At 65.7% G+C, this 18,461-nt stretch carries 14 protein-coding genes, 2 tRNA genes and 1 pseudogene; 8 read left to right on the top strand and 9 right to left on the bottom strand.

Going from position 1 to position 18,461, the window contains the following annotated elements; translation table 11 throughout:
• Positions 1-141: 141 nt before the first annotated feature.
• The 3 genes from KRR26_RS35155 to dnaK form a co-directional block, all read right to left on the bottom strand.
• A complete protein-coding gene (locus tag KRR26_RS35155; protein ID WP_217082017.1) occupies positions 142-549 on the bottom strand; it encodes a thiol-disulfide oxidoreductase DCC family protein in 408 nt (135 codons plus the stop codon).
• Positions 550-574: 25 nt separating this feature from the next.
• The gene (locus KRR26_RS35150) at positions 575-1,264 is read right to left on the bottom strand and encodes an SRPBCC family protein (RefSeq protein ID WP_236069518.1); all 690 of its coding nucleotides are present in this window, start codon (positions 1,262-1,264) and stop codon (positions 575-577) included.
• A 426-nt stretch (positions 1,265-1,690) separates the two neighbouring features.
• The gene (gene dnaK, locus KRR26_RS35145) at positions 1,691-3,601 is read right to left on the bottom strand and encodes a molecular chaperone DnaK (RefSeq protein WP_217082015.1); all 1,911 of its coding nucleotides are present in this window, start codon (positions 3,599-3,601) and stop codon (positions 1,691-1,693) included.
• 397 nt (positions 3,602-3,998) lie between these two features.
• On the opposite strand from dnaK, the gene KRR26_RS35140 reads away from it, so the two are divergent.
• Complete coding sequence (locus tag KRR26_RS35140; RefSeq protein ID WP_217082014.1) at positions 3,999-5,084, top strand: diacylglycerol/lipid kinase family protein; 1,086 nt, start codon at positions 3,999-4,001, stop codon at positions 5,082-5,084.
• 44 nt (positions 5,085-5,128) lie between these two features.
• Here the strand turns inward: KRR26_RS35140 and KRR26_RS35135 are convergent, their stop codons facing one another.
• The 5 genes from KRR26_RS35135 to greB form a co-directional block, all read right to left on the bottom strand.
• Entirely contained in the window at positions 5,129-5,890 is a 762-nt protein-coding gene (locus KRR26_RS35135; RefSeq protein ID WP_217082013.1) for an SAM-dependent methyltransferase, read from the bottom strand.
• Between the two features lie 88 nt (positions 5,891-5,978).
• The gene (locus tag KRR26_RS35130; protein WP_217082012.1) at positions 5,979-6,284 is read right to left on the bottom strand and encodes an HP0495 family protein; all 306 of its coding nucleotides are present in this window, start codon (positions 6,282-6,284) and stop codon (positions 5,979-5,981) included.
• A 32-nt stretch (positions 6,285-6,316) separates the two neighbouring features.
• Positions 6,317-7,636 carry a PhoH family protein gene (locus KRR26_RS35125; RefSeq protein WP_120210179.1) on the bottom strand — a complete coding sequence of 440 codons (1,320 nt, stop codon included), beginning with the start codon at positions 7,634-7,636 and terminating at the stop codon, positions 6,317-6,319.
• A 163-nt stretch (positions 7,637-7,799) separates the two neighbouring features.
• Positions 7,800-8,795, bottom strand: coding sequence for a deacetylase (locus KRR26_RS35120; protein WP_236069517.1), 996 nt, complete (start codon positions 8,793-8,795; stop codon positions 7,800-7,802).
• A gap of 9 nt (positions 8,796-8,804) precedes the next feature.
• A complete protein-coding gene (gene greB / locus KRR26_RS35115) occupies positions 8,805-9,338 on the bottom strand; it encodes a transcription elongation factor GreB (protein WP_120210178.1) in 534 nt (177 codons plus the stop codon).
• A 193-nt stretch (positions 9,339-9,531) separates the two neighbouring features.
• On the opposite strand from greB, the gene KRR26_RS35110 reads away from it, so the two are divergent.
• From KRR26_RS35110 to KRR26_RS35080, 7 genes and pseudogenes are all read left to right on the top strand, one after another.
• A tRNA-Lys gene (locus tag KRR26_RS35110) sits at positions 9,532-9,604 on the top strand.
• A gap of 10 nt (positions 9,605-9,614) precedes the next feature.
• A tRNA-Glu gene (locus KRR26_RS35105) sits at positions 9,615-9,687 on the top strand.
• A 207-nt stretch (positions 9,688-9,894) separates the two neighbouring features.
• Positions 9,895-13,281: a type I restriction-modification system endonuclease gene (gene hsdR, locus KRR26_RS35100; RefSeq protein ID WP_217082011.1), complete on the top strand. Its 3,387-nt coding sequence runs from the start codon at positions 9,895-9,897 to the stop codon at positions 13,279-13,281.
• Positions 13,278-14,714, top strand: coding sequence for a class I SAM-dependent DNA methyltransferase (locus KRR26_RS35095; protein ID WP_217082010.1), 1,437 nt, complete (start codon positions 13,278-13,280; stop codon positions 14,712-14,714). Before hsdR ends, KRR26_RS35095 begins: the two co-directional genes overlap by 4 nt.
• Positions 14,711-16,246 (top strand): restriction endonuclease subunit S, encoded by a 1,536-nt coding sequence (locus KRR26_RS35090; RefSeq protein WP_217082009.1) that lies wholly within the window; start codon positions 14,711-14,713, stop codon positions 16,244-16,246. Before KRR26_RS35095 ends, KRR26_RS35090 begins: the two co-directional genes overlap by 4 nt.
• Positions 16,247-16,248: 2 nt before the next feature.
• On the top strand, positions 16,249-17,166 hold the full coding sequence (locus KRR26_RS35085; protein WP_217082008.1) for a restriction endonuclease: 918 nt from the start codon (positions 16,249-16,251) through the stop codon (positions 17,164-17,166).
• A 290-nt stretch (positions 17,167-17,456) separates the two neighbouring features.
• Positions 17,457-17,712: pseudogene (locus KRR26_RS35080) on the top strand (transposase); the annotation flags it as partial.
• A 45-nt stretch (positions 17,713-17,757) separates the two neighbouring features.
• Here the strand turns inward: KRR26_RS35080 and KRR26_RS35075 are convergent.
• Positions 17,758-18,461 (bottom strand): IS3 family transposase (locus tag KRR26_RS35075; RefSeq protein ID WP_217082007.1); only part of this gene is annotated, 704 nt, incomplete at its 5' end.

Genomic DNA, 18,461 nt, shown 5'->3' with positions numbered 1-18,461 from the left:
GCGCATAGGCCTGTGCTGAGCACCCAGGGCCCCTACCAGCAACCGCGAGCGATTGGGAGTTGACCGAACTGAACGTTCGGCCAACCCCGAGTTGTTTTCCGAACGCGAGACCAGGGACAGCCCCTAGCCGCCCTCCTCCGCCTATTTGAAGTGCACCGCGCAACTCCCATCCGAGCACTGCCGTCCCGCGATCCGAAAGCGATAGCGAGCGAAGACTCGATAGGCCAGGTCGATGACCTGCCGCAGACCGGGCACGTAATAGACGTACAGCAAGCGGCCCAAGGTGCGGCGCCCCAAGGCGCGCACAATGGCCTCGGCCCCTTCAACGACCCGGCCATCCGCTTGGACCAGTTGCATCGCCCGCTCGCACCGCTCCGCGGAGATGCCAGGGAATGAGTCCAAAACACCCTCATCCCGGAAGGAGCGCAGCTCCGTTCCCTGCCCCCCGAGCAGCCGTTTCATCTCCCGTGCCGCCCCACTGCAAATGCGGCAATGACCATCGTAGAGGACGACATCATGCCCTGGTGCCGTCGTCTGAAGTCGCGTCATGGACCACCTCTCCGGGATGGATATGTCAGCGCGCCCGCAGCATGTCATGGAGCTTCCCGTGCACGCTGCGCCAGATGTCATGCTGCCGTTCAATGGGGTCCATCAGCGTGAGCCCCACGCTCGTGGCTGGGGAGCTGCCCTGGAAGGCTGAGTACTGGCGAACACGCGTGCCCCCCCGGCCGTCGTCCTCGAAAACGAAACGGTTGGTGCCTCGCAGCGGATGACCGTCCAAGGTGGTGATGTGCACCGTGCGATTCTGAGCGTCGAGGTGCACGGAGATGGGCGCCCACACCGGCGGCATCCCTTTCTCCTCGAGGAACAGTTTGGCGCCATCCGCCAAGGAACTCGTGGCCGGGCGGAGGACGATGCCCGCGGCGCCAAAGAGCGCGTTCGGTTCACGCACGAACGTCCGGTACGCCGTCTCCGCCGACACGCCGGGAATCACGCTGGCGTAGTCCGTCAGCGACGTTGGCGCCCCAGCAATCGGCGGGCTGGCGTCCAACATCTTCAGATGCTGCCGCGCGTATGCATCCACCGCGGCACCACCTCGAAGGAGCTGGCTCGCCGCGGCTGCCTCCGATTGCATCGCGGTCAGCGCCCCCTGCTTGGCCTGCTCACGCAAATTCCCCGTGGGCTTCGGCGGGAACATGCCGCCGATCGCGAAGTCGAACTGATTGCCCTCACCCGACCGAGGCCGCGCGGCTCCACCATTCATCGCATTCGGAAGGGGCTTCTCTCCTCGAAACACTTCCACGGAGTTGCGAACCGAGTCGCTCCGCGCCGACACCGAACTGCTCGAGAAACCACTCCGGGATGAACACGCCACAGGGTCAGCCGCTGTGGGCTCCGGCAGAACAGGCGTGGTCGACGATTCGATTCGGGACATGTCAGGCACCTTCGAGACAACGAGGTGCCAGCCCTGGATGCAGTGCGAGGACCACCGCCCAGCAGAGCGAAATCAAGGGGTTGTCACGGCTGGGCGTCCAGTCCCTCGCACCACCGTCCCACCCGGCGGAAGCGCCCTGAGTCCGCATGGACAGGAGGTCTGAAAACAAGAAAGCCGGCACCCTCGTCGAGGACACCGGCCTTCTGCTCAGCACATGCGCGAGCCATTCATGGCTCGACGACGACGTTCAGAGACTCAGGACTGGCGGAACTCCGCGTCCACCACGTCGTCCTTCTTCGCGCCCTGCTGCCCACCGGCCGCAGCCTCAGGCCCCGCGTCCGCGGCAGGTGCGCCCTCAGGGCTGCCACCCGTCGCGCGGTACATCGCCTCAGCCGCCTTGTAGCTGGCCTGCTGCAGCTTATCGAGCGCCGCCTTGATGGCGTCCTTGTCCTGGCCTTCGCGGACCTTGTTCAGCTCCGCCACCGCCTCTTCGATGGACTTGGTCACGTCCGGGCCCAGCTTGTCCTTGTTCTCGCGGACCATCTTCTCCGCGGCGTAGGACTGGCTCTCCGCCTGATTCTTGACCTCCACCAGCTCACGACGCGCCTTGTCCGCGGCCTCGTTGCTGCGGGCGTCGTTGACCATCTTCTCGACCTCGTCCTTCGCGAGACCAGACGAGTGGGAGATGGTGACCTTCTGCTCCTTGCCCGTCGCCTTGTCCTTGGCGGTGACGTTGAGGATGCCGTTCGCGTCGATGTCGAACGTCACCTCGACCTGGGGCACGCCGCGCGGCGCCGGAGGAAGGCCCGTCAGGTGGAAGCGGCCGAGGCTGCGGTTGTCGCCCGCCATCTCGCGCTCACCCTGGAGGACGTGGATCTCCACCTGGGTCTGTCCGTCCGCGGCCGTGGAGAAGGTCTCCGACTTCCGCGAGGGAATCGTGGTGTTGCGCTCGATGAGCTTGGTCATCACGCCACCGAGCGTCTCGACGCCCAGGGACAGCGGCGTGACGTCCAGCAGGAGGATGTCCTTCACCTCGCCGGAGAGCACACCCGCCTGCACCGCGGCGCCCACCGCCACGACCTCGTCGGGGTTCACCGAGCGGTTCGGCTCCTTGCCGAACAGCCGCTTCACGGCCTCCTGAACCATCGGGATGCGCGTGCTGCCGCCCACGAGCACGACCTCGTTGAGGTCCTTCGCTTCCAGCCCCGAGTCCTTGAGGCACTTGCGGCACGGCTCCAGCGAGCGCTCGACGAGCTTGTCGATCATCGCCTCGAACTTCGCGCGCGTGAGCTTCACGTTCAGGTGCTTGGGACCGGACGCATCCGCCGTGAGGAACGGCAGGTTGATCTCCGTCTCCATCGCGCTCGACAGCTCGATCTTCGCCTTCTCCGCCGCCTCCTTCAGGCGCTGGAGAACCATCTTGTCCTTGGAGACGTCGAGCCCCGTGTCCTTCTTGAACTCGGCGATCAGCCAATCCATGATCGTCAGGTCGATGTTGTCGCCACCGAGGTGCGTGTCGCCGTTGGTGGCGAGCACCTCCACGACGTTCTCACCCACCTCGAGGATGGAGATGTCGAAGGTGCCGCCGCCGAAGTCGTAGACGGCGATCTTCTCGTCCTTCTTCTTGTCGAGCCCGTACGCGAGCGCGGCGGCCGTCGGCTCGTTCACGATGCGGCGAACCGTGAGGCCCGCAATCTCACCGGCGTCCTTGGTGGCCTGGCGCTGGGCGTCGTTGAAGTACGCCGGAACGGTGATGACCGCCTCGGTCACCTTCTCGCCCAGGTAGTTCTCCGCGGCGCGCTTCAGCTTGAGCAGCACCTGCGCGCTGATCTCCGGCGCGCTGTACTGCTTGCCGTCGATCTCCACGCGAGCATCGCCGTGCTGGCCCTTGGCAACCTTGTACGGGACGAGCTTGGCCTCTTCGCCCACTTCCTCGTACCGGCGCCCCATGAAGCGCTTCACGGAATAGATGGTGCGCTCCGGGTTCGTGATGGCCTGACGCTTCGCCACCTGACCGACCAGGCGCTCTCCATCCTTCGTGAACGCGACCACCGAGGGCGTGATGCGGCTGCCTTCCTCGTTGACGATGACCTTGGGCTCGCGACCCTCCATGATCGCGACCACGCTGTTCGTGGTGCCCAGGTCGATCCCGATAATCTTGCCCACGGTTGCTATCCTCCGGAAATGACTGCGGTTTTCCTACGAAGTCCTGATGTACGCCCAACGTAACCACCCACCCCTCGGTGTCAAACGAGCGAGGGGTTTTCCGATCCTCCTGGAGGGAAGGTGGGGCGGGTGAAGGCGTCGCGCAGTCCACATCGGCCCGCTCGCCCCACGCCACTCGCCTGCCACCTTCACGGGACGGGTGCGTAACGCGCTCTACACCGCTGTCACCCGGCGGTAGCAACCCGCGCCGTCATCGATGACCAGCGAACCTCGCAACCCACTGGAATCACAGTGGGTCGCACCCACTGACGCCTCGCGTCAGCGACTGGCGAGAAAACTGCACAATGGGGCGAGCGTCGCGTCACGAGCCCCCCTGCCCCCCACCTTGGAGCCCATCATGATGGTTCAGCCCCTCCGCTCGCCGGACCTGCGCCGCGCCCCCGCGGCCGAGTCCGAGCCGAAGGTCGCGGTCATGCTGAACGCCAACGCGCGCAAGGTCGACGCCCGGGTCGTGAAGATGCTGTCCCATGTGGTCCCGGAGCAGGACTTGTTCCTCTCCCGCTCGGAGCTGGATGCGCGCCGCATCGCCCAGACGGTCCTGGAGCGCGGGTACCCCACGGTCTTCACGGGCGGCGGCGACGGCACGTTCATGGGGTTCGTCAATGAGGTCCTCCAACAGGTGGGGCCCCGCGGTCGGTTCGCGGGACAGCAGGCGCCGCGATTCGGCATCCTCAAGCTGGGAACGGGCAACGGCATCGCCGCGCACGTGAATGCCTCGGGGGCTCGCGGCGACGGCATCCTCAACGACGTGCTCCGCGCGCGAGCGGGAGAGGTCCCCGGACATCGCGCCATGGACCTCCTGCTGGTGGATGGCCAGCGAGCTCCGTTCGCGGGCCTCGGCGTGGATGGGAAGATCCTCAACGACTACATCTGGGTGAAGGAGAGCCTGGGCAAGGGCATGCTCAAGAGCGTGCTCACCGGCGGTGGCGGCTACTTCTCAGCGGTCGCCTTCAAGACGGTGCCCTACTACCTGACGGGCTCGGTCCAGGTGGAGTGCGAGGTCATCAACGGCGCCTCCGAGGCGTACCGCATCGGACCGGACGGCCGTGAGATGGGTGAGCCGCTCGCTCCGGGCGCGGTGCTCTTCCGTGGCGAGGTGATGATGGCTGCTGCGGGAACCATGCCCTACTACGGCTATGGGTTCCGGATGTTCCCCCACGCCAGCTCGCGACGGGGCTTCATGCAGCTGCGGCTCGGCCAGGTGACCCCGACGCAGGTTCTCACCAACCTCCACAAGCTCTGGAACGGTCGCTGGAACCACGAGGGCATCCACGACTTCCACACCCAGGGCGCCACCATTCGCTTCAATCGCCCCATGCCCTTCCAGGTCGGTGGAGACGCGGCGGGCTACCGTGATGTGGTGTCCCTGGCCGTGGCGCCCGAGTCCATCGAGCTGCTCGACTTCCACGGCGCCATGCAGTGAGGCACCGGGGCCTCCCCCCCTGTCGAGGGCGGGAGCAGCCCAGCTCAGCCGCGATCCCGCGACGCCGGCGGCTTCTCTCCCGGCTCCTTGCGACGGCCCACGATGAAGGCGTAGCTCGCGCCCGTGCGGCCATTGTGCTCGCGATGCAGGGCCACCTCCTCACGCGGGCGAGCCGCCTCCTCGGCGGGTAGCACCGTGAGCTGGGCCTCCATCTCTTGGTAGAGCGAATCCAGCTCCGCGTCGTGGAGCGTCTCGGCCGCCTCGGGCTCGAAGCCCGCGGCCTCCATCGTCTGCATCAGCTCACGCGGAACCAGCAGCGGAGCACCGAGCCGATGCTCCCAGAAGTCGAGGGCGGCCTTGGGCGCGTGCCGTCCCACCCGGGCTGGATAGGTCAATCCGAGCCGCCCTCGCTTCGCCAGCAGCGGACGCAGGCGCCCCAATGCATCGGGCAGCGCGTAAGGCACTCGCCCTGGAATGAGAATGGCGTTGAAGCTCGCGGCGGGGAGGTCGAGCGCACTCAAGGAGACCTTGCGCAGTTCGACCCGCTCCAGCACGCCGCGGAGCTGGGCTTGTTCCCGCACGGAGGCGAGCAGGCCATCGTCCGTGTCCGCCGCCACGACGGTGCAGTTCAGCTCTTGAGCCAGGAGCAGGGCCGCCTGGCCATCAGGCCCCGCGCCCAGGACCAGAACACGGGAACCGGGTTCGAGCTGCGCCACCTTGGCGAACCGGCGCGTCGCCTCATCCGTGCCGAACGCGCGCTGGGCGCTGGCGGGTTGATACAGCGGGAAGTGCACAGCGAGGCTCATGTGGCTCCCTCTTATACCCACCCCGGCTGGACTTCCAGCCGGGGGCCACCCGAGCCGACCCGCGACAGGCGCCTCCGCTCTGCCCGCTTCACAGGTAGTAGACGATCCGCTTGTCCTGGTGGAGTTGGGCGTAGATGGAGCGCCGTTGCTCCTCGGAGAGCAAGTACACCGAGACGCTGAGGGACACGTACTTGCCCTTGCTGCTGGGCTGCTCGTGGATCGAGTCCGGGGAGATCTCTGACCCCATCATCCGCCGGAACAGCTCGCGGACATGGTCGACGAAATCAGGCGCCTGAGCACCCATGACCTTGAAGGTGTAGACCGACGGGTACTCGATGAGCGGCTTCTTCTCCTCGTCGGGGGGAACGGGTGACTCTGGGGATTCCTTCTTCATGAGGCTCTCGATGCGTGGCGGCGGACGGCCCGCTAGAGGAGGTTCGCCGCGAGCTCGGCCAGGGCGCTCCGTTCACCCTTGGCCATGGTGATGTGACCCGCGATCTTCTCGCTCTTGAACCGGTTCACCACGTGAACCAGCCCGTTGTTGGTCGCGTCCACGTACGGGTTGTCGATCTGGAACGGATCCCCCGTGAGGATGATCTTCGTGTTGTCCCCCACGCGGGTGATGATGGTCTTCACTTCGTGCGGCGTGAGGTTCTGCGCCTCGTCCACGATGATGTACTGGTTGGGGATGCTCCGGCCGCGGATGTACGTGAGCGGCTCGATCTCCATCAACCCCAGATCCAAGAGTTCGTGGTAGCCGCGGCCGGCCTTCTTGTCCGCGCGGCTGAGGTTCATCAAGAACTCCACGTTGTCGAAGATGGGCTGCATCCAGGGATTCAGCTTCTCCTCGACGCTGCCGGGCAGATAGCCGATGTCGCGCCCCAAGGGGAAGATGGGCCGGCTGACGAGCAGCTTCTGATAGAGCCCTTCTTCGGTGACCTTCTGGAGCCCCGCGGCGATGGCGAGCAGCGTCTTGCCCGTGCCCGCCTTGCCCACGATGGTGACGAGCTTGATGTCGTCGTTGAGCAACAGGTCCAGGCAGAAGGCCTGCTCCATGTTGCGAGGCCGGACTCCCCAGGTGCCCTCCTTGCTCTGACGCGCCAACGGAACGAGCCGCCCCTTGACGCCGTGGAAGCGCGCCATCGCGGTATGGGACGGATTCGTCTCGTCCTTGAGCAGCACCAACTCGTTGGGGAAGAGCCGGTCGGCTTGGGCGATCTCCACCTCGGCGCCGGGGCGGTACAGCTGATCCACCTGGTCTCGCGGCGCAAGGAGCTCGGTGAAGCCGGTGTACAGCTCGGTGATCTCCACCCGCTCGGTGTCGTAGTCCTCGGCGATGAGGCCGAGCGCGTCCGCGCGGATGCGGAGGTTGGTGTCCTTGGTGATGAAGACCGCCTGGGTCTCCGGCTCCTTGCCCATCAGGTCGATGGCCACCGCGAGGATGCGGTTGTCCATCAGGTTACTGTCCGCCATGGAGAGCGGCAGCTCGCGCGACGAGAAGCACACGCGCAACATGCCTCCATGCGGAAGCGGCACGCCCTCCTTGAGAGAGCCCTCCGCCCGGAACGAGTCGAGGTAGCGCGCCACCAAGCGGGCATTGCGCCCCAGCTCGGAGAGATCGCGCTTGAACTGATCAATCTCCTCGATCACATAGATGGGGATGATGACGTTGTTGTCCTTGAATCCGTAGATGCTGCGGGGATCGTGAAGCAGGACGTTCGTGTCGAGGATGAAGTTCTTTCGCATCGTGGGTGGCGCGACCTGACGAGGTTCGGGTGCGACCGCTGACGGCGTGCGACGGGGGTGGGAGTCCAATATAGGCTCCGCCTCGCGAGGAAGCAGCCGCCTTCCCGTCCGAAAGGCGAGCTGTCGGAAAGTCCACGCGGCGAGAGCGCCGCTTCTGGGCTCCCTAGGTAGAACGCCCAGAGCGCGCGACCGCGTCCCGTCCAGCGTCTGACTCGGAGCGATGGGGATGGGGAGCGAGCGGATCATATCCGAGCAACTCCGCGACTCGCTCGGGAGGCGGCCCTGGCGGCATGCGCTCCCAGGGGAAGCGCGCCTGGAGGGCCTCTTCGTCGATGGCCAGCAGTGTGTCCGCGTACTGTCGATACGGCTCGCGCCAGGAGCGGGACTCGAAGCGCCGGGCCATCCTCCGTGACAGGGGCGCCACCATGGGCAACGGGGTGAAGAGCGCCGACTGCCTCTGGGGGTCGCGCAGACAGCCCAGCTCCACGGCCCACGCGAGGAGCCACCGCGGCCGCTGTCGCCCAGCACGGCGCATGGCCGAGAAGCGCCCCTGCGCGGCGCCGTCCACGAACCGGAAGGTCCGCTCGTACACGGATGCCGCGGAGAAGGTGGAGGGAGTCAACGCGAGCGCCTCAGCGCCGATCCGCGTCGCCATCAGGAGGAGAATTTCCAATATCTCCTTCGACAACGAGAGGCCCGGATGGGACTGCCCGGGCAGGGGGGGACGGGTCCAATCGAAGTGACGGCCGGGGTGCTGCAACAGGATGCTGTCGAGGTAGAGAACCTCCGTCTCGCCGAGTGTTCCGGTCAACCCGAGTTCGGCTCCAGTCGTCCGGCGAAGAGAGAGGTCCGCGACGGGCGCGTAGAACCGGCGACTCCAGAACGTCAGGCGGGGATGGAACGGATCCTCGCTGGAGAGGCGCAGCTCCAAGGGCCCCACCCGGTCCTCCACCCGCTGGACGAGACCGTAGGCACGCAGGGCATGCACCACGCCCTCGCGGCTGTACGTGCCGAACGCGAGGTTCGCCCGGTGAGCGTTCATTTCCAGACCCAAGTCCTCGAGCGAGAGGTCCTCACACGAGGAGGCAGACAGGTCCGCCGTGCGCAGGCGCTGATAGATGCGGCGAAAGGCGGGGCTGACCTGCTGCGTCCGGGACATGGAATCTTCTCAATCGTAGCGGATGTCGACGATGGTGAGTTCGATCTCCCCGCGTGGGCGGCGGACCTCCACCGTCTCCCCTGGGGCCTTGCGCAAGAGCGCGCGCCCGATGGGGGACTCGACGCTGATGCGACCTCCCGAGGCGTCGATCTCGTCCGAGCCGACGATCTGGTAGGTCGTGCGCTCGCCGTCCTCGTCCTCGAGGGTCACGGTGGCGCCGAAGTAGACTTTCGAGCGGTCGCTCTGTTCAGCCGGGGTGACGATGGTAGCCGTGTCCAGGCGGCGCTGGAGGAAGCGAATGCGCCGGTCGATCTCCCGGAGGCGCTTCTTGCCGTAGATGTACTCGGCGTTCTCGGAGCGGTCCCCCTGGGCGGCCGCGGCGGAGACCTCGGCGGTGACCTTGGGCCGAGCCTCGTTCAGCAGCTGAAGCAGCTCCCGATGCATCCGCTCGGCGCCCGCGCGCGTGAGGTAGCGACGGAAGGGAGCTGCCTCGGCGCCTTCATCGAGGTCATCGTGCTCGTCGGGGGAAACATCCTGGGACATGGCCCTTCTATACCGCCCCTGGGTGACAGCGCGGCGGCATCGTGCGCCGGGACGTTCACCGGGAGTCCTCCCCACCCCGTCAGGAAAGGTGCCATGCGCACGCCAGTGGAAGTCCCGAGGCACTGCTGGTAGGAAGCGCGTCGCCGGTCGGTCAGGCGGCCCGTGACTTCCGGTTTCGAAAAAAGAATAGTGCGAGTCGCTAGCTCAGCTGGTAGAGCACCGGCCTTTTAAGCCGAGGGTCGGGGGTTCGAGCCCCCCGCGACTCAAGTGCGTGTCGTCCCCGTCGTCTAGAGGCCCAGGACGCTGGCCTTTCAAGCCGGTAACACGGGTTCGAATCCCGTCGGGGACATAGGAACAGCCCCGTAAGTGCCTGAAATCTTTGGGCACTTACGGGGCTGAACCGTTCATAGGGGTTCGCTGGCGTCCGCTCGATTACGTACGGATTACGTACGGGCTCGACCCTAGGAATGGACGCGCCCCTCCCCGGTCCGTGAGGTGCGATTCCCTGCCCTGCCCGAGAACCTCGGGAAACTTTGATCAGGGGTAGAATCGCCGGGTGCCCACCCCTCTGCCGCGCTCTTCAAATTTTGAGTTCCTGCGGATCCACGACCCGCTCTTGGTCGCCTTGGGGGCACAGGCGGAGCGCTACTTCGCGGAAGATCCCACGACCTGCCTGATGAAGCTCAGACAGTTCGCGGAGGTCCTCGCCCAGCGAGCCGCCGCGAACCTCGGTCTGTACGCGTCCACGGACCAGAGCCAGGTGGACCTCATCCGGGCCCTGGACTCGCGCGGTGCGCTGACCGTTGAGGTCCGGCAGGTCCTCCACGACCTTCGTCGAGCCGGGAACGTGGCCGCGCACGAGGCCCGCGGGACGCACAGCCAGGCCCTCCACGGGCTGAAGCTCGCCCGCGTGCTGGCGATCTGGTTCCACCGGACCTTCGGCAAGGAGCGCGGTTTCAGCCCGGGGCCGTTCATCCCGCCTCCCGATCCGGCGCAGGAGTCCAAGACGCTCGCACAGGAACTGGAACGTCTCCGGAGCGAGCTTGCGCAGGCCACGCTCGGTGCTGAGGCAGCCAGGGCCGCTGCCGCTGAGGAAGCCCGGCAACGCCTCACCGCCGAAGAGCGGGCCCGAAGGGACGCCGAGGAACGCGAGGTGTGGCAGGCGCTCGCCGAGGAGGCCGAAGCGAAGCTCAAGGCACGCCTCGACGCTGTGCAGAGCCAGGCAAATGCGGCGCCTGCCCAGCAGCTCGACCTTCTGCTCAAGAGAGCGCAAGCAGCCGGTGCCGAGCTGGACCTGGACGAGGCCGACACGAGGCAGCTCATCGACGAGCAGCTTCGTCAGGCGGGCTGGGAGGCTGACTCGCAGAACCTGACCTTCGCGGCCGGCGCCCGGCCGCAGCGTGGACGCAACCTGGCCATCGCGGAGTGGCCCACCGAGAGCGGCCCGGCGGACTACGTTCTCTTCGCCGGCCTTGATGCCCTGGCCGTGGTTGAGGCCAAGCGTCGCCGCAAGGATGCGGCCGGCGCCATTCAGCAGGCGAAGCGGTACAGCGAGGGCTACCAGCGCCAGGGTGAGGAGGTGCTGCCCGGAGGGCCATGGGGCAAGTACCTTGTGCCGTTTCTCTTCGCGACGAACGGCAGGCCGTACCTGCGGCAGCTTGAGCTGAAGAGCGGAATCCACTTCCTCGACGCGCGGCGCCCGACCAACCATCCCCGGGCGCTCGCCGGATGGTACGCCCCGGCCGGTCTGCGCGAGTTGCTCCAGCAGGACCGGGAGGCGTCAGAAGCGGCGCTGCGCGCGGAGCCGACCGAGTACCTCGGCCTGCGCGACTACCAGATCAAGGCCATCCAGGCCGTCGAAGCGGCCCTGGAGAAGGGGCGCCGCGAAAGCCTGATAGCCATGGCCACGGGCACCGGGAAGACGCGCACGTTCATCGGGCTCGTCTACCGGCTCGTGAAGACCCGGCGCTTCCGCCGGGTGCTCTTCCTCGTGGACCGGAGCGCCCTCGGGGAGCAGGCCATCAACGCCTTCAAGCACGCGCGCCTGGAAAGCCTTCAGACCTTCACGGACATCTTCAACGTGAAGGGCCTGGAGGAAGTTCGACCGGACCCCGAGACCAAGCTCCACTTCGCCACGGTCCAGGGGATGGTGAAGCGGATCCTCTACAGCGACGACGGCGAGAGGCCGAGTGTGGACGACTACGACTGCATCGTCGTGGACGAGTGCCATCGCGGCTACACGCTCGACCGGGAGATGAGCGACTCGGAGCTGAGCTTCCGAAGCCAGGACGATTACATCAGCACGTACCGCCGGGTCCTCGACCATTTCGATGCTGTGAAGATCGGCCTGACGGCGACGCCCGCCCTCCACACCACGCAGATTTTCGGCGATCCGGTCTACACCTACAGCTATCCGGAGGCGGTCATCGACGGCTGGCTCGTGGACCACGAGCCGCCGATCCGCATCAACACGGAGTTGTCCGAGGGGGGCATCCGCTGGGCTGCCGGCGAGGCGGTCCCGACCTACAACACCCGGACCCAGCAGCTCGACCTTATCCACATGCAGGACGAGCTGTCTTTCGACGTGGAGTCGTTCAACACACGGGTCGTCACCGAGAACTTCAACCGTGTCGTCTGCGAGGAACTGGCCCGGCAGATTGACCCTGCCGCTGACGGGAAGACCCTCATCTTCTGCGCCACAGACGCGCATGCGGACATCGTGGTCGCGGCGTTGAAGAAGGCGCTGGATGCCCAGTACGGGGGCGTGGACGACAACGCCGTGATGAAGATCACCGGCAGCTCGGACAAGCCGCTCCAGCTCATCCGCCGCTTCAAGAACGAGAAGCAGCCGAGCATCGCCGTCACCGTGGACCTGCTCACCACCGGCATCGACGTGCCGCCCATCGTGAACGTCGTATTCCTGCGGAGGGTGAAGAGCCGCATCCTCTACGAGCAGATGCTCGGTCGAGGGACTCGCCGCTGCGACGATATCGGCAAGGAGGTCTTCCGCATCTTCGATGCAGTGGACCTCTACGGGGCATTGGAGCCCTTCACGTCGATGAAACCGGTGGTCGTGAACCCATTCTTCACGTTCACGAAGCTCGTCGACGAGCTGCTGGACCTGAAGGATGCGGAGGCCCAGCAGCAGGTCATCGACCAGCTCGTGGTCAAGCTGCGGCGGAAGAGACCGGTCCTGGAGGGCAGGTCGGCCGAGTCCTTGGAGGCAGCGGCCGGGATGCCTGTTGGCGAAGTGCTGACCTTCCTCCGCAAGAAGTCCCCAGCGGAGATCGCGGCCTGGCTCTCGACCCACAAGCAGCTCGGCGAGGTCCTTGACACCGCCACGGGCCCGGGTCCGGTCGTCTACGTCAGCGACCATGTGGACAAGCTGAGGTCCGTGGAGCGCGGCTACGGGCCCGGTCGCGTACGGCCCAAGGACTACCTGGACGAGTTCGGGACCTTCATCCGACAGAACCAGAACGTGCTGCCGGCGCTGATGGTGGTCTGCCAGCGGCCCCGCGAGCTGACGCGGCAGCAGCTCAAGGAGCTGAAGCTGGCGCTCGACAGGGCCGGCTACAACGAGACCTCGCTCCAGACGGCCTGGCGGGACATGACCAACCAGGACATCGCCGCCTCCATCATCGGATTCATTCGACAGCGGGCCCTGGGCGAGGCGCTGGTCCCGTACTCCGAGCGAGTGGATCGCGCCCTCGGCAAGGTCCTGGAGGCGAACACCTGGACGACACCGCAACGCAAGTGGCTGGAACGGATCGCCAAGCAGCTCAAGGTCGAGACCGTCATGGATAAGGACGCCCTCAACCGAGGTCAGTTCGAGGCCAGCGGCGGCTTCACGCACATCAACAAGGTCTTCGAGGGCCGGCTGGAGCAGGTTCTTGCTGACCTGAGAGACGGCCTCTGGCAACAAGGTGGCAAGGTGACTGGATGAACACGAACGCGAACGACCTCGTACAAAAGCTCTGGAACCTATGCTCCCTCCTTCGCGAGGACGGAGTGACCTACCACCAGTACGTCGCCGAGCTGGCTTTCGTTCTGTTCTTGAAGATGGCGAAGGAGACCAGGCGTGAGGACCAGCTCCCCAAGGGCTACCGCTGGGACGACCTTGCCAAGCGGGAGGGCACGGAACAGCTCCGGTTCTACCGGGAGCTGCTCCTCCACCTCGGCACCCACGGCAGCAAGCGCGTCCAGGACATCTACGCGAACGCCAGCACGTCGCTCCGGCATCCGAAGAACCTGAACGCGCTCGTCAGGGCTCTTGATGCGCTCGACTGGTATGGAGTGGACCGGGAGAACCTCGGTGACCTCTACGAGGGCCTCCTGGAGAGGAACGCCACGGAGGTGAAGTCCGGAGCGGGTCAGTACTTCACGCCTCGGCCCCTGGTGGACGCGATCGTAGCCATGGTGAAGCCCCAGCCCGGTGAGTCCGTGCAGGACCCGGCCGCCGGCACCGGCGGGTTTCTCATCGCTGCCGACCGGCACGTCCGCGCCCAAACCGACAACTACTTCGACCTCACGGAGAAGCAGCAGGAGTTCCAGCGCCAGAAGGCGTTCTACGGCGTGGAGCTGGTTCCGGAGACTCGGCGTCTCGCACTGATGAACATGGCCCTGCACGACCTGGAAGGAGATCTGATCCTTGGCGACACGCTCTCGCCTGTGGGCCGGGACCTGCCGAAGGCCGACATCATCATCACGAACCCGCCGTTCGGAACCAAGAGGGGCGGCGGCAAGCCCGAGCGCGACGACTTCACGTTCCCGACCTCGAACAAGCAGCTTGCGTTCCTGGAGCACGTCTACCGGGGCCTGAAGCCCGGTGGTCGCGCGGCCATCGTCGTCCCAGACAACGTGCTCTTCGAGGAGAACGTCGGCCAGGAGATCCGCGCCGACCTCATGGACAAGTGCGACCTGCACACCGTCCTGCGACTGCCGACGGGCATCTTCTACGCGCAGGGGGTGAAGACCAATGTGCTGTTCTTCACCCGTGGCCAGACAGACAAAGGCAACACCAAATCCGTCTGGTTCTACGACATGCGGACCAATTCCCCTGCCTATGGGAAGCGGACGCCTTTCCTCCGGGAGCACTTCGCTGACTTCAAGAAGGCGTTTGGCGACGACGCTTATGGCAAGAGCAGGCGCAAGGAGCAGGGCGCCGAAGGTCGGTTCCGGAAGTTCAGCCGCGAGGAGATCAAAGCCCGTGGCGACAACTTGGACGTGCTCTGGCTCAGAGACGAGGGGCGCGGGAACTCGGATGACCTGCCCGAGCCCGAGGTCATCGCTGCCAACATCAGGGAGCAGCTCCACGTCGCCCTGGAGGAGATCGAAGCACTCGAAGGAATTATCATTGCTCCGGAAGGAAGGCCATGAGCACGTTCGACCTACCGCAAGGCTGGGCCGAGACAACGCTGGGCGCACTGGGCCGCTGGTCGAGCGGTGGTACTCCTTCGCGCGGCAACTCCGCTTTCTACGGCGGGAAGATTCCCTGGGTAAAGACAGGCGAGCTTCAGGACGGCGTCATCAAAGCGACCGAGGAGAACATCACCGAGGAGGCGCTTGGAGCGAGCGCCGCAAAAGTCTTCCCTGAGAGGACGCTCCTCGTCGCGATGTACGGCGCCACCATTGGCAAGGTCGGCATTCTGGGGACTCGGGCCGCCACGAACCAAGCGTGCGCAGCGCTTGTTGCCGAGGGACTAACGACCGACCTCATCCCGTTTGTATTCTATTACCTGCGCTCACGTCGCGACGATCTGAGGGCCGCCGGTCAAGGCGGGGCGCAGCCCAACATCAGCCAAGCCCTGCTGAAAGAATTCCCCTGTCGGCTTCCTCCCCTCAACGAGCAGCGACGCATCGTCGCCAAGCTCGAAGCCCTCCTGGCCCGCAGCCTCCGCGCGAAGGAAGCCCTGGACGCCATCCCGGCGCTGCTGGAGCGATTCCGGCAATCGGTGCTCGCAGCCGCGTTCCGCGGCGACCTGACGAAAGACTGGCGCGCTGCCAACCCGGACGTGGAGCCCGCATCAAAACTACTGGAGCGGATCCGCTCCGAGAGGCGCCGCCGCTGGGAATTGGCCGAACTGGAGCGGATGCGGGCCAAGGGGAAGGTGCCCAGGGATGACGGGTGGAAGGAGAGGTACGAGGCCGCTGTCCCTGCAACGGAGACAACAGGTCTTCTGCCGGCTGGCTGGGCATGGGCGACAGTTGACGAGCTTGGCGAGGAGACAGTCTACGGAACCTCTGCCAAGACCAACGATGACTCTGGTGGAGTACCTGTCCTCAGGATGGGGAACCTCCAAGATGGAAAGCTTGATCTCGCCGAACTGAAGTATCTCCCTAAGGACCACAGCGAGTTTCCGGGGCTGCTACTCAAGCCGGGAGACGTGCTGTTCAATCGGACCAACAGTCCCGAACTCGTAGGCAAGACAGCCGTCTACTGCGGCGAACCCAGGCTTGCATCGTTCGCGTCCTACCTGTTGCGCGTGCGCGTCATTCACCACTCGCCCCTGCTCTTGTCTCACTTCATCAACGGTCCTGCCGGGCGTGAGTGGGTCGCATCGGTGGTGAGTCAGCAGGTGGGGCAGGCCAATGTGAACGGTACCAAGCTCCGGGCCTTGGTCGTTCCGGTCCCACCGCGTGATGAACAGCGTGCAATCCTCTCTCGGATTGACGAAGCACTGGCCCGAGCCAATCGCGTCATGGATGTCGCTCGGGAGCAGGCGCGAAGGCTCCAGTCTCTGGATCGGGCGTTACTCGCGAAAGCCTTCCAGGGCGAGCTTGTGCCCCAGGACCCCACCGACGAGCCCGCCTCGGTCCTCCTCCAGCGGATCCGAGCGAAACGGGACAAGCCCGCTGACGACGAACCTGGCCCGCGCACGAAGCGGCGCCGCGAAACCAAGGTCGCCTAACCATGCCAATTCCCGACTTCCAGAGCGCGATGCTCCCGGTCCTCCGGCTCGCCCAGGACGGCAAGGACCACACGCTCCGCGAGGCCGCGGAGGCCATCACCGTGGAGTTCAAGGCCACTGAGGAGGAGCGCAACGAGTTGCTCCCCAGTGGCCGCCAGCGGCGCATCCATAACCGAGTCGGCTGGGCGAAGACCTACTTGCAGAAGGCCGGCCTCTTGGAGCCGAACGGGCGCGGGCGCTTCCGCATCACCTCCCGTGGCCGGGAGGTGCTCCAGCGCAGGCCGAGCCGCATCGACATGAAGTTCCTGGAGCAGTTCCCGGAGTACAACGCCTTCGCGGCACTCCGGCATGATGCCGATGAAGCGGAGCCCTCCGCGCCGGAGCTTCCGTCAGCCACAGAGACCCCAGAGGAGATCCTCGAAGAGAGCTATCAGGAGCTGCGGAGGCGCCTCGCGGACGAACTCCTTGACCGCATCAAGGCTTGTGACCCGAAATTTTTCGAGAAGCTGGTTGTCGATTTGCTGGTGACCATGGGCTACGGCGGCTCCCGCAAGGACGCCGGGCAGGCCGTCGGGCAGAGCGGCGACGAAGGCATCGACGGCATCATCAAGGAAGATCGCCTTGGGCTCGATGTCGTCTACATCCAGGCGAAGCGGTGGAACAACACGGTCGGCAGGCCCGTGGTTCAGGCGTTCGCCGGCAGCCTTGAGGGACAACGGGCCCGGAAAGGTGTGCTCATCACGACCTCGGACTTCAGCCGGGAGGCCCGGGACTACGTGCGCCAGATCGAGAAGAAGATCGTCCTCATCGATGGCGGCGAGCTGGCCAAACTGATGATCGACCACGGGGTTGGGGTCACCGAGGTTGCCACCTACACCGTCAAGAAGCTGGACCTCGACTACTTCGGCGATGAGGAGTGAGCGCTTCCCACCACACCGCCGGACCGGCAGGAAGCGGCGACGCAGACGGTGATGGAGCAGGCCGAACGGTTCTGTGAAATCTGGGCCGAGGGCGGACTATTGGGGGCGCCAGCGACTGCGAGCCCGGACTCCCCGGCCAACGTGGTTCACTTACCGGCGCAGGAATATCAGTACGATCCGGCGAAGCCGCTTAGAACCTATTTCGGTAGGGAAGAAGGTCGGCCTCCTGCCGGGTTGAAGAGGCAGGAGGACGCAGCCATGGGGTAGTCAAGAAGGACGATGGCTGGCGAGTGCCAGACGAGCTGTGGCGACGCATAGAGCCGCTGTTGCCTGCTCGGCCGGAGCACCCGCTGGGCTGCCACAACCCACGAGTGCCCGACCGACAGGCCCTCGATGGGATTCTCTTGATGCTGCGCACGGGGATGCAGTGGGGTGCGTTGAAGGCCACGGGCCTATGCCATCCGTCCTCCGCCTACCGACGCTTCCGGGAATGGTTGGCCGCGGGTGTCTTCCGCAAGTTCTGGCGCCAAGGGCTGATGGTCTACGACGGCCTGGCGGGCATTGGAGTTGCCCCCGTCAAATCGGACACGGTCAGAGGGGTGATGCTGCTCTTCGGTACTCGATGGGGGAACGCATCTTCAGGCCCTTGTGAGGGTGCACGTGATTGTAGTCGTCGAACCACGTGGGCAACTGTCGAAGGACGGCCTCCGCACTGTCCAGGCGAGCCAGGTGGACGTAGTCGCGCTTGAAGCTCTTCACGAAGGACTCGGCCATCCCGTTGCTCTCGGGTGAGTACGCTGGAGTTGTGCGGATGAGCAGGCCCAGCTTTGCGCCGAAGGCTCGCGTCTCGTGGGCGGTGTAGGCAGGGCCGTTGTCGGTCAGCCATTCGATGGGGTGCGGCGTCACGCGGCTCCCCGCGCCGAACCGGTACTCCAGCGTCTCGGCCATCAAGTCCCGCACCAACTCGCCCGTCAGCGCGCCCGTGGTGGCCACGAAGCGCATGGCTTCGCGGTCGCAGCAGTCCAACGCGAAGGCCACCTGGACGCGCTCCCCGTTCCAGCATCGAATCTCGAAGCCGTCGGAGCACCAGCGCAGGTCGCTCTTGAGCGTCACAATGGTCCCCTCGTGGGTGCGAGTGGGCTTGCCCGTGTGGCGCGCCAACAACAGGCCCGCGGCCTTCATCACCCGGTAGACGCGCTTGTGGTTCACCCCGGGCTTGCCCTCGGCTGCCCGCTGTCGGTTCACCAGCGCCGTGACGCGCCGGTAGCCATAGCTGGCCCGCTGGTGGACGACGG

The sequence above is a fragment of the Citreicoccus inhibens genome, from assembly GCF_019039035.1.
Classification (GTDB): Bacteria; Myxococcota; Myxococcia; order Myxococcales; family Myxococcaceae; genus Citreicoccus; species Citreicoccus inhibens.
Note: the sequence above shows the minus strand (reverse complement) of the source record. Positions and strands in the feature narration are given on the sequence as shown.

Excerpts from the sequence above, each read along its gene's own strand:
- KRR26_RS35155 (WP_217082017.1), bottom strand. The coding sequence starts at position 549 with ATGACGCGACTTCAGACGACGGCACCAGGGCATGATGTCGTCCTCTAC.
- KRR26_RS35150 (WP_236069518.1), bottom strand. The coding sequence starts at position 1,264 with ATGAATGGTGGAGCCGCGCGGCCTCGGTCGGGTGAGGGCAATCAGTTC.
- KRR26_RS35140 (WP_217082014.1), top strand. The coding sequence starts at position 3,999 with ATGATGGTTCAGCCCCTCCGCTCGCCGGACCTGCGCCGCGCCCCCGCG.
- KRR26_RS35135 (WP_217082013.1), bottom strand. The coding sequence starts at position 5,890 with ATGAGCCTCGCTGTGCACTTCCCGCTGTATCAACCCGCCAGCGCCCAG.
- KRR26_RS35130 (WP_217082012.1), bottom strand. The coding sequence starts at position 6,284 with ATGAAGAAGGAATCCCCAGAGTCACCCGTTCCCCCCGACGAGGAGAAG.
- KRR26_RS35125 (WP_120210179.1), bottom strand. The coding sequence starts at position 7,636 with ATGCGAAAGAACTTCATCCTCGACACGAACGTCCTGCTTCACGATCCC.
- KRR26_RS35120 (WP_236069517.1), bottom strand. The coding sequence starts at position 8,795 with ATGTCCCGGACGCAGCAGGTCAGCCCCGCCTTTCGCCGCATCTATCAG.
- greB (WP_120210178.1), bottom strand. The coding sequence starts at position 9,338 with ATGTCCCAGGATGTTTCCCCCGACGAGCACGATGACCTCGATGAAGGC.
- KRR26_RS35095 (WP_217082010.1), top strand. The coding sequence starts at position 13,278 with ATGAACACGAACGCGAACGACCTCGTACAAAAGCTCTGGAACCTATGC.
- KRR26_RS35090 (WP_217082009.1), top strand. The coding sequence starts at position 14,711 with ATGAGCACGTTCGACCTACCGCAAGGCTGGGCCGAGACAACGCTGGGC.
- KRR26_RS35085 (WP_217082008.1), top strand. The coding sequence starts at position 16,249 with ATGCCAATTCCCGACTTCCAGAGCGCGATGCTCCCGGTCCTCCGGCTC.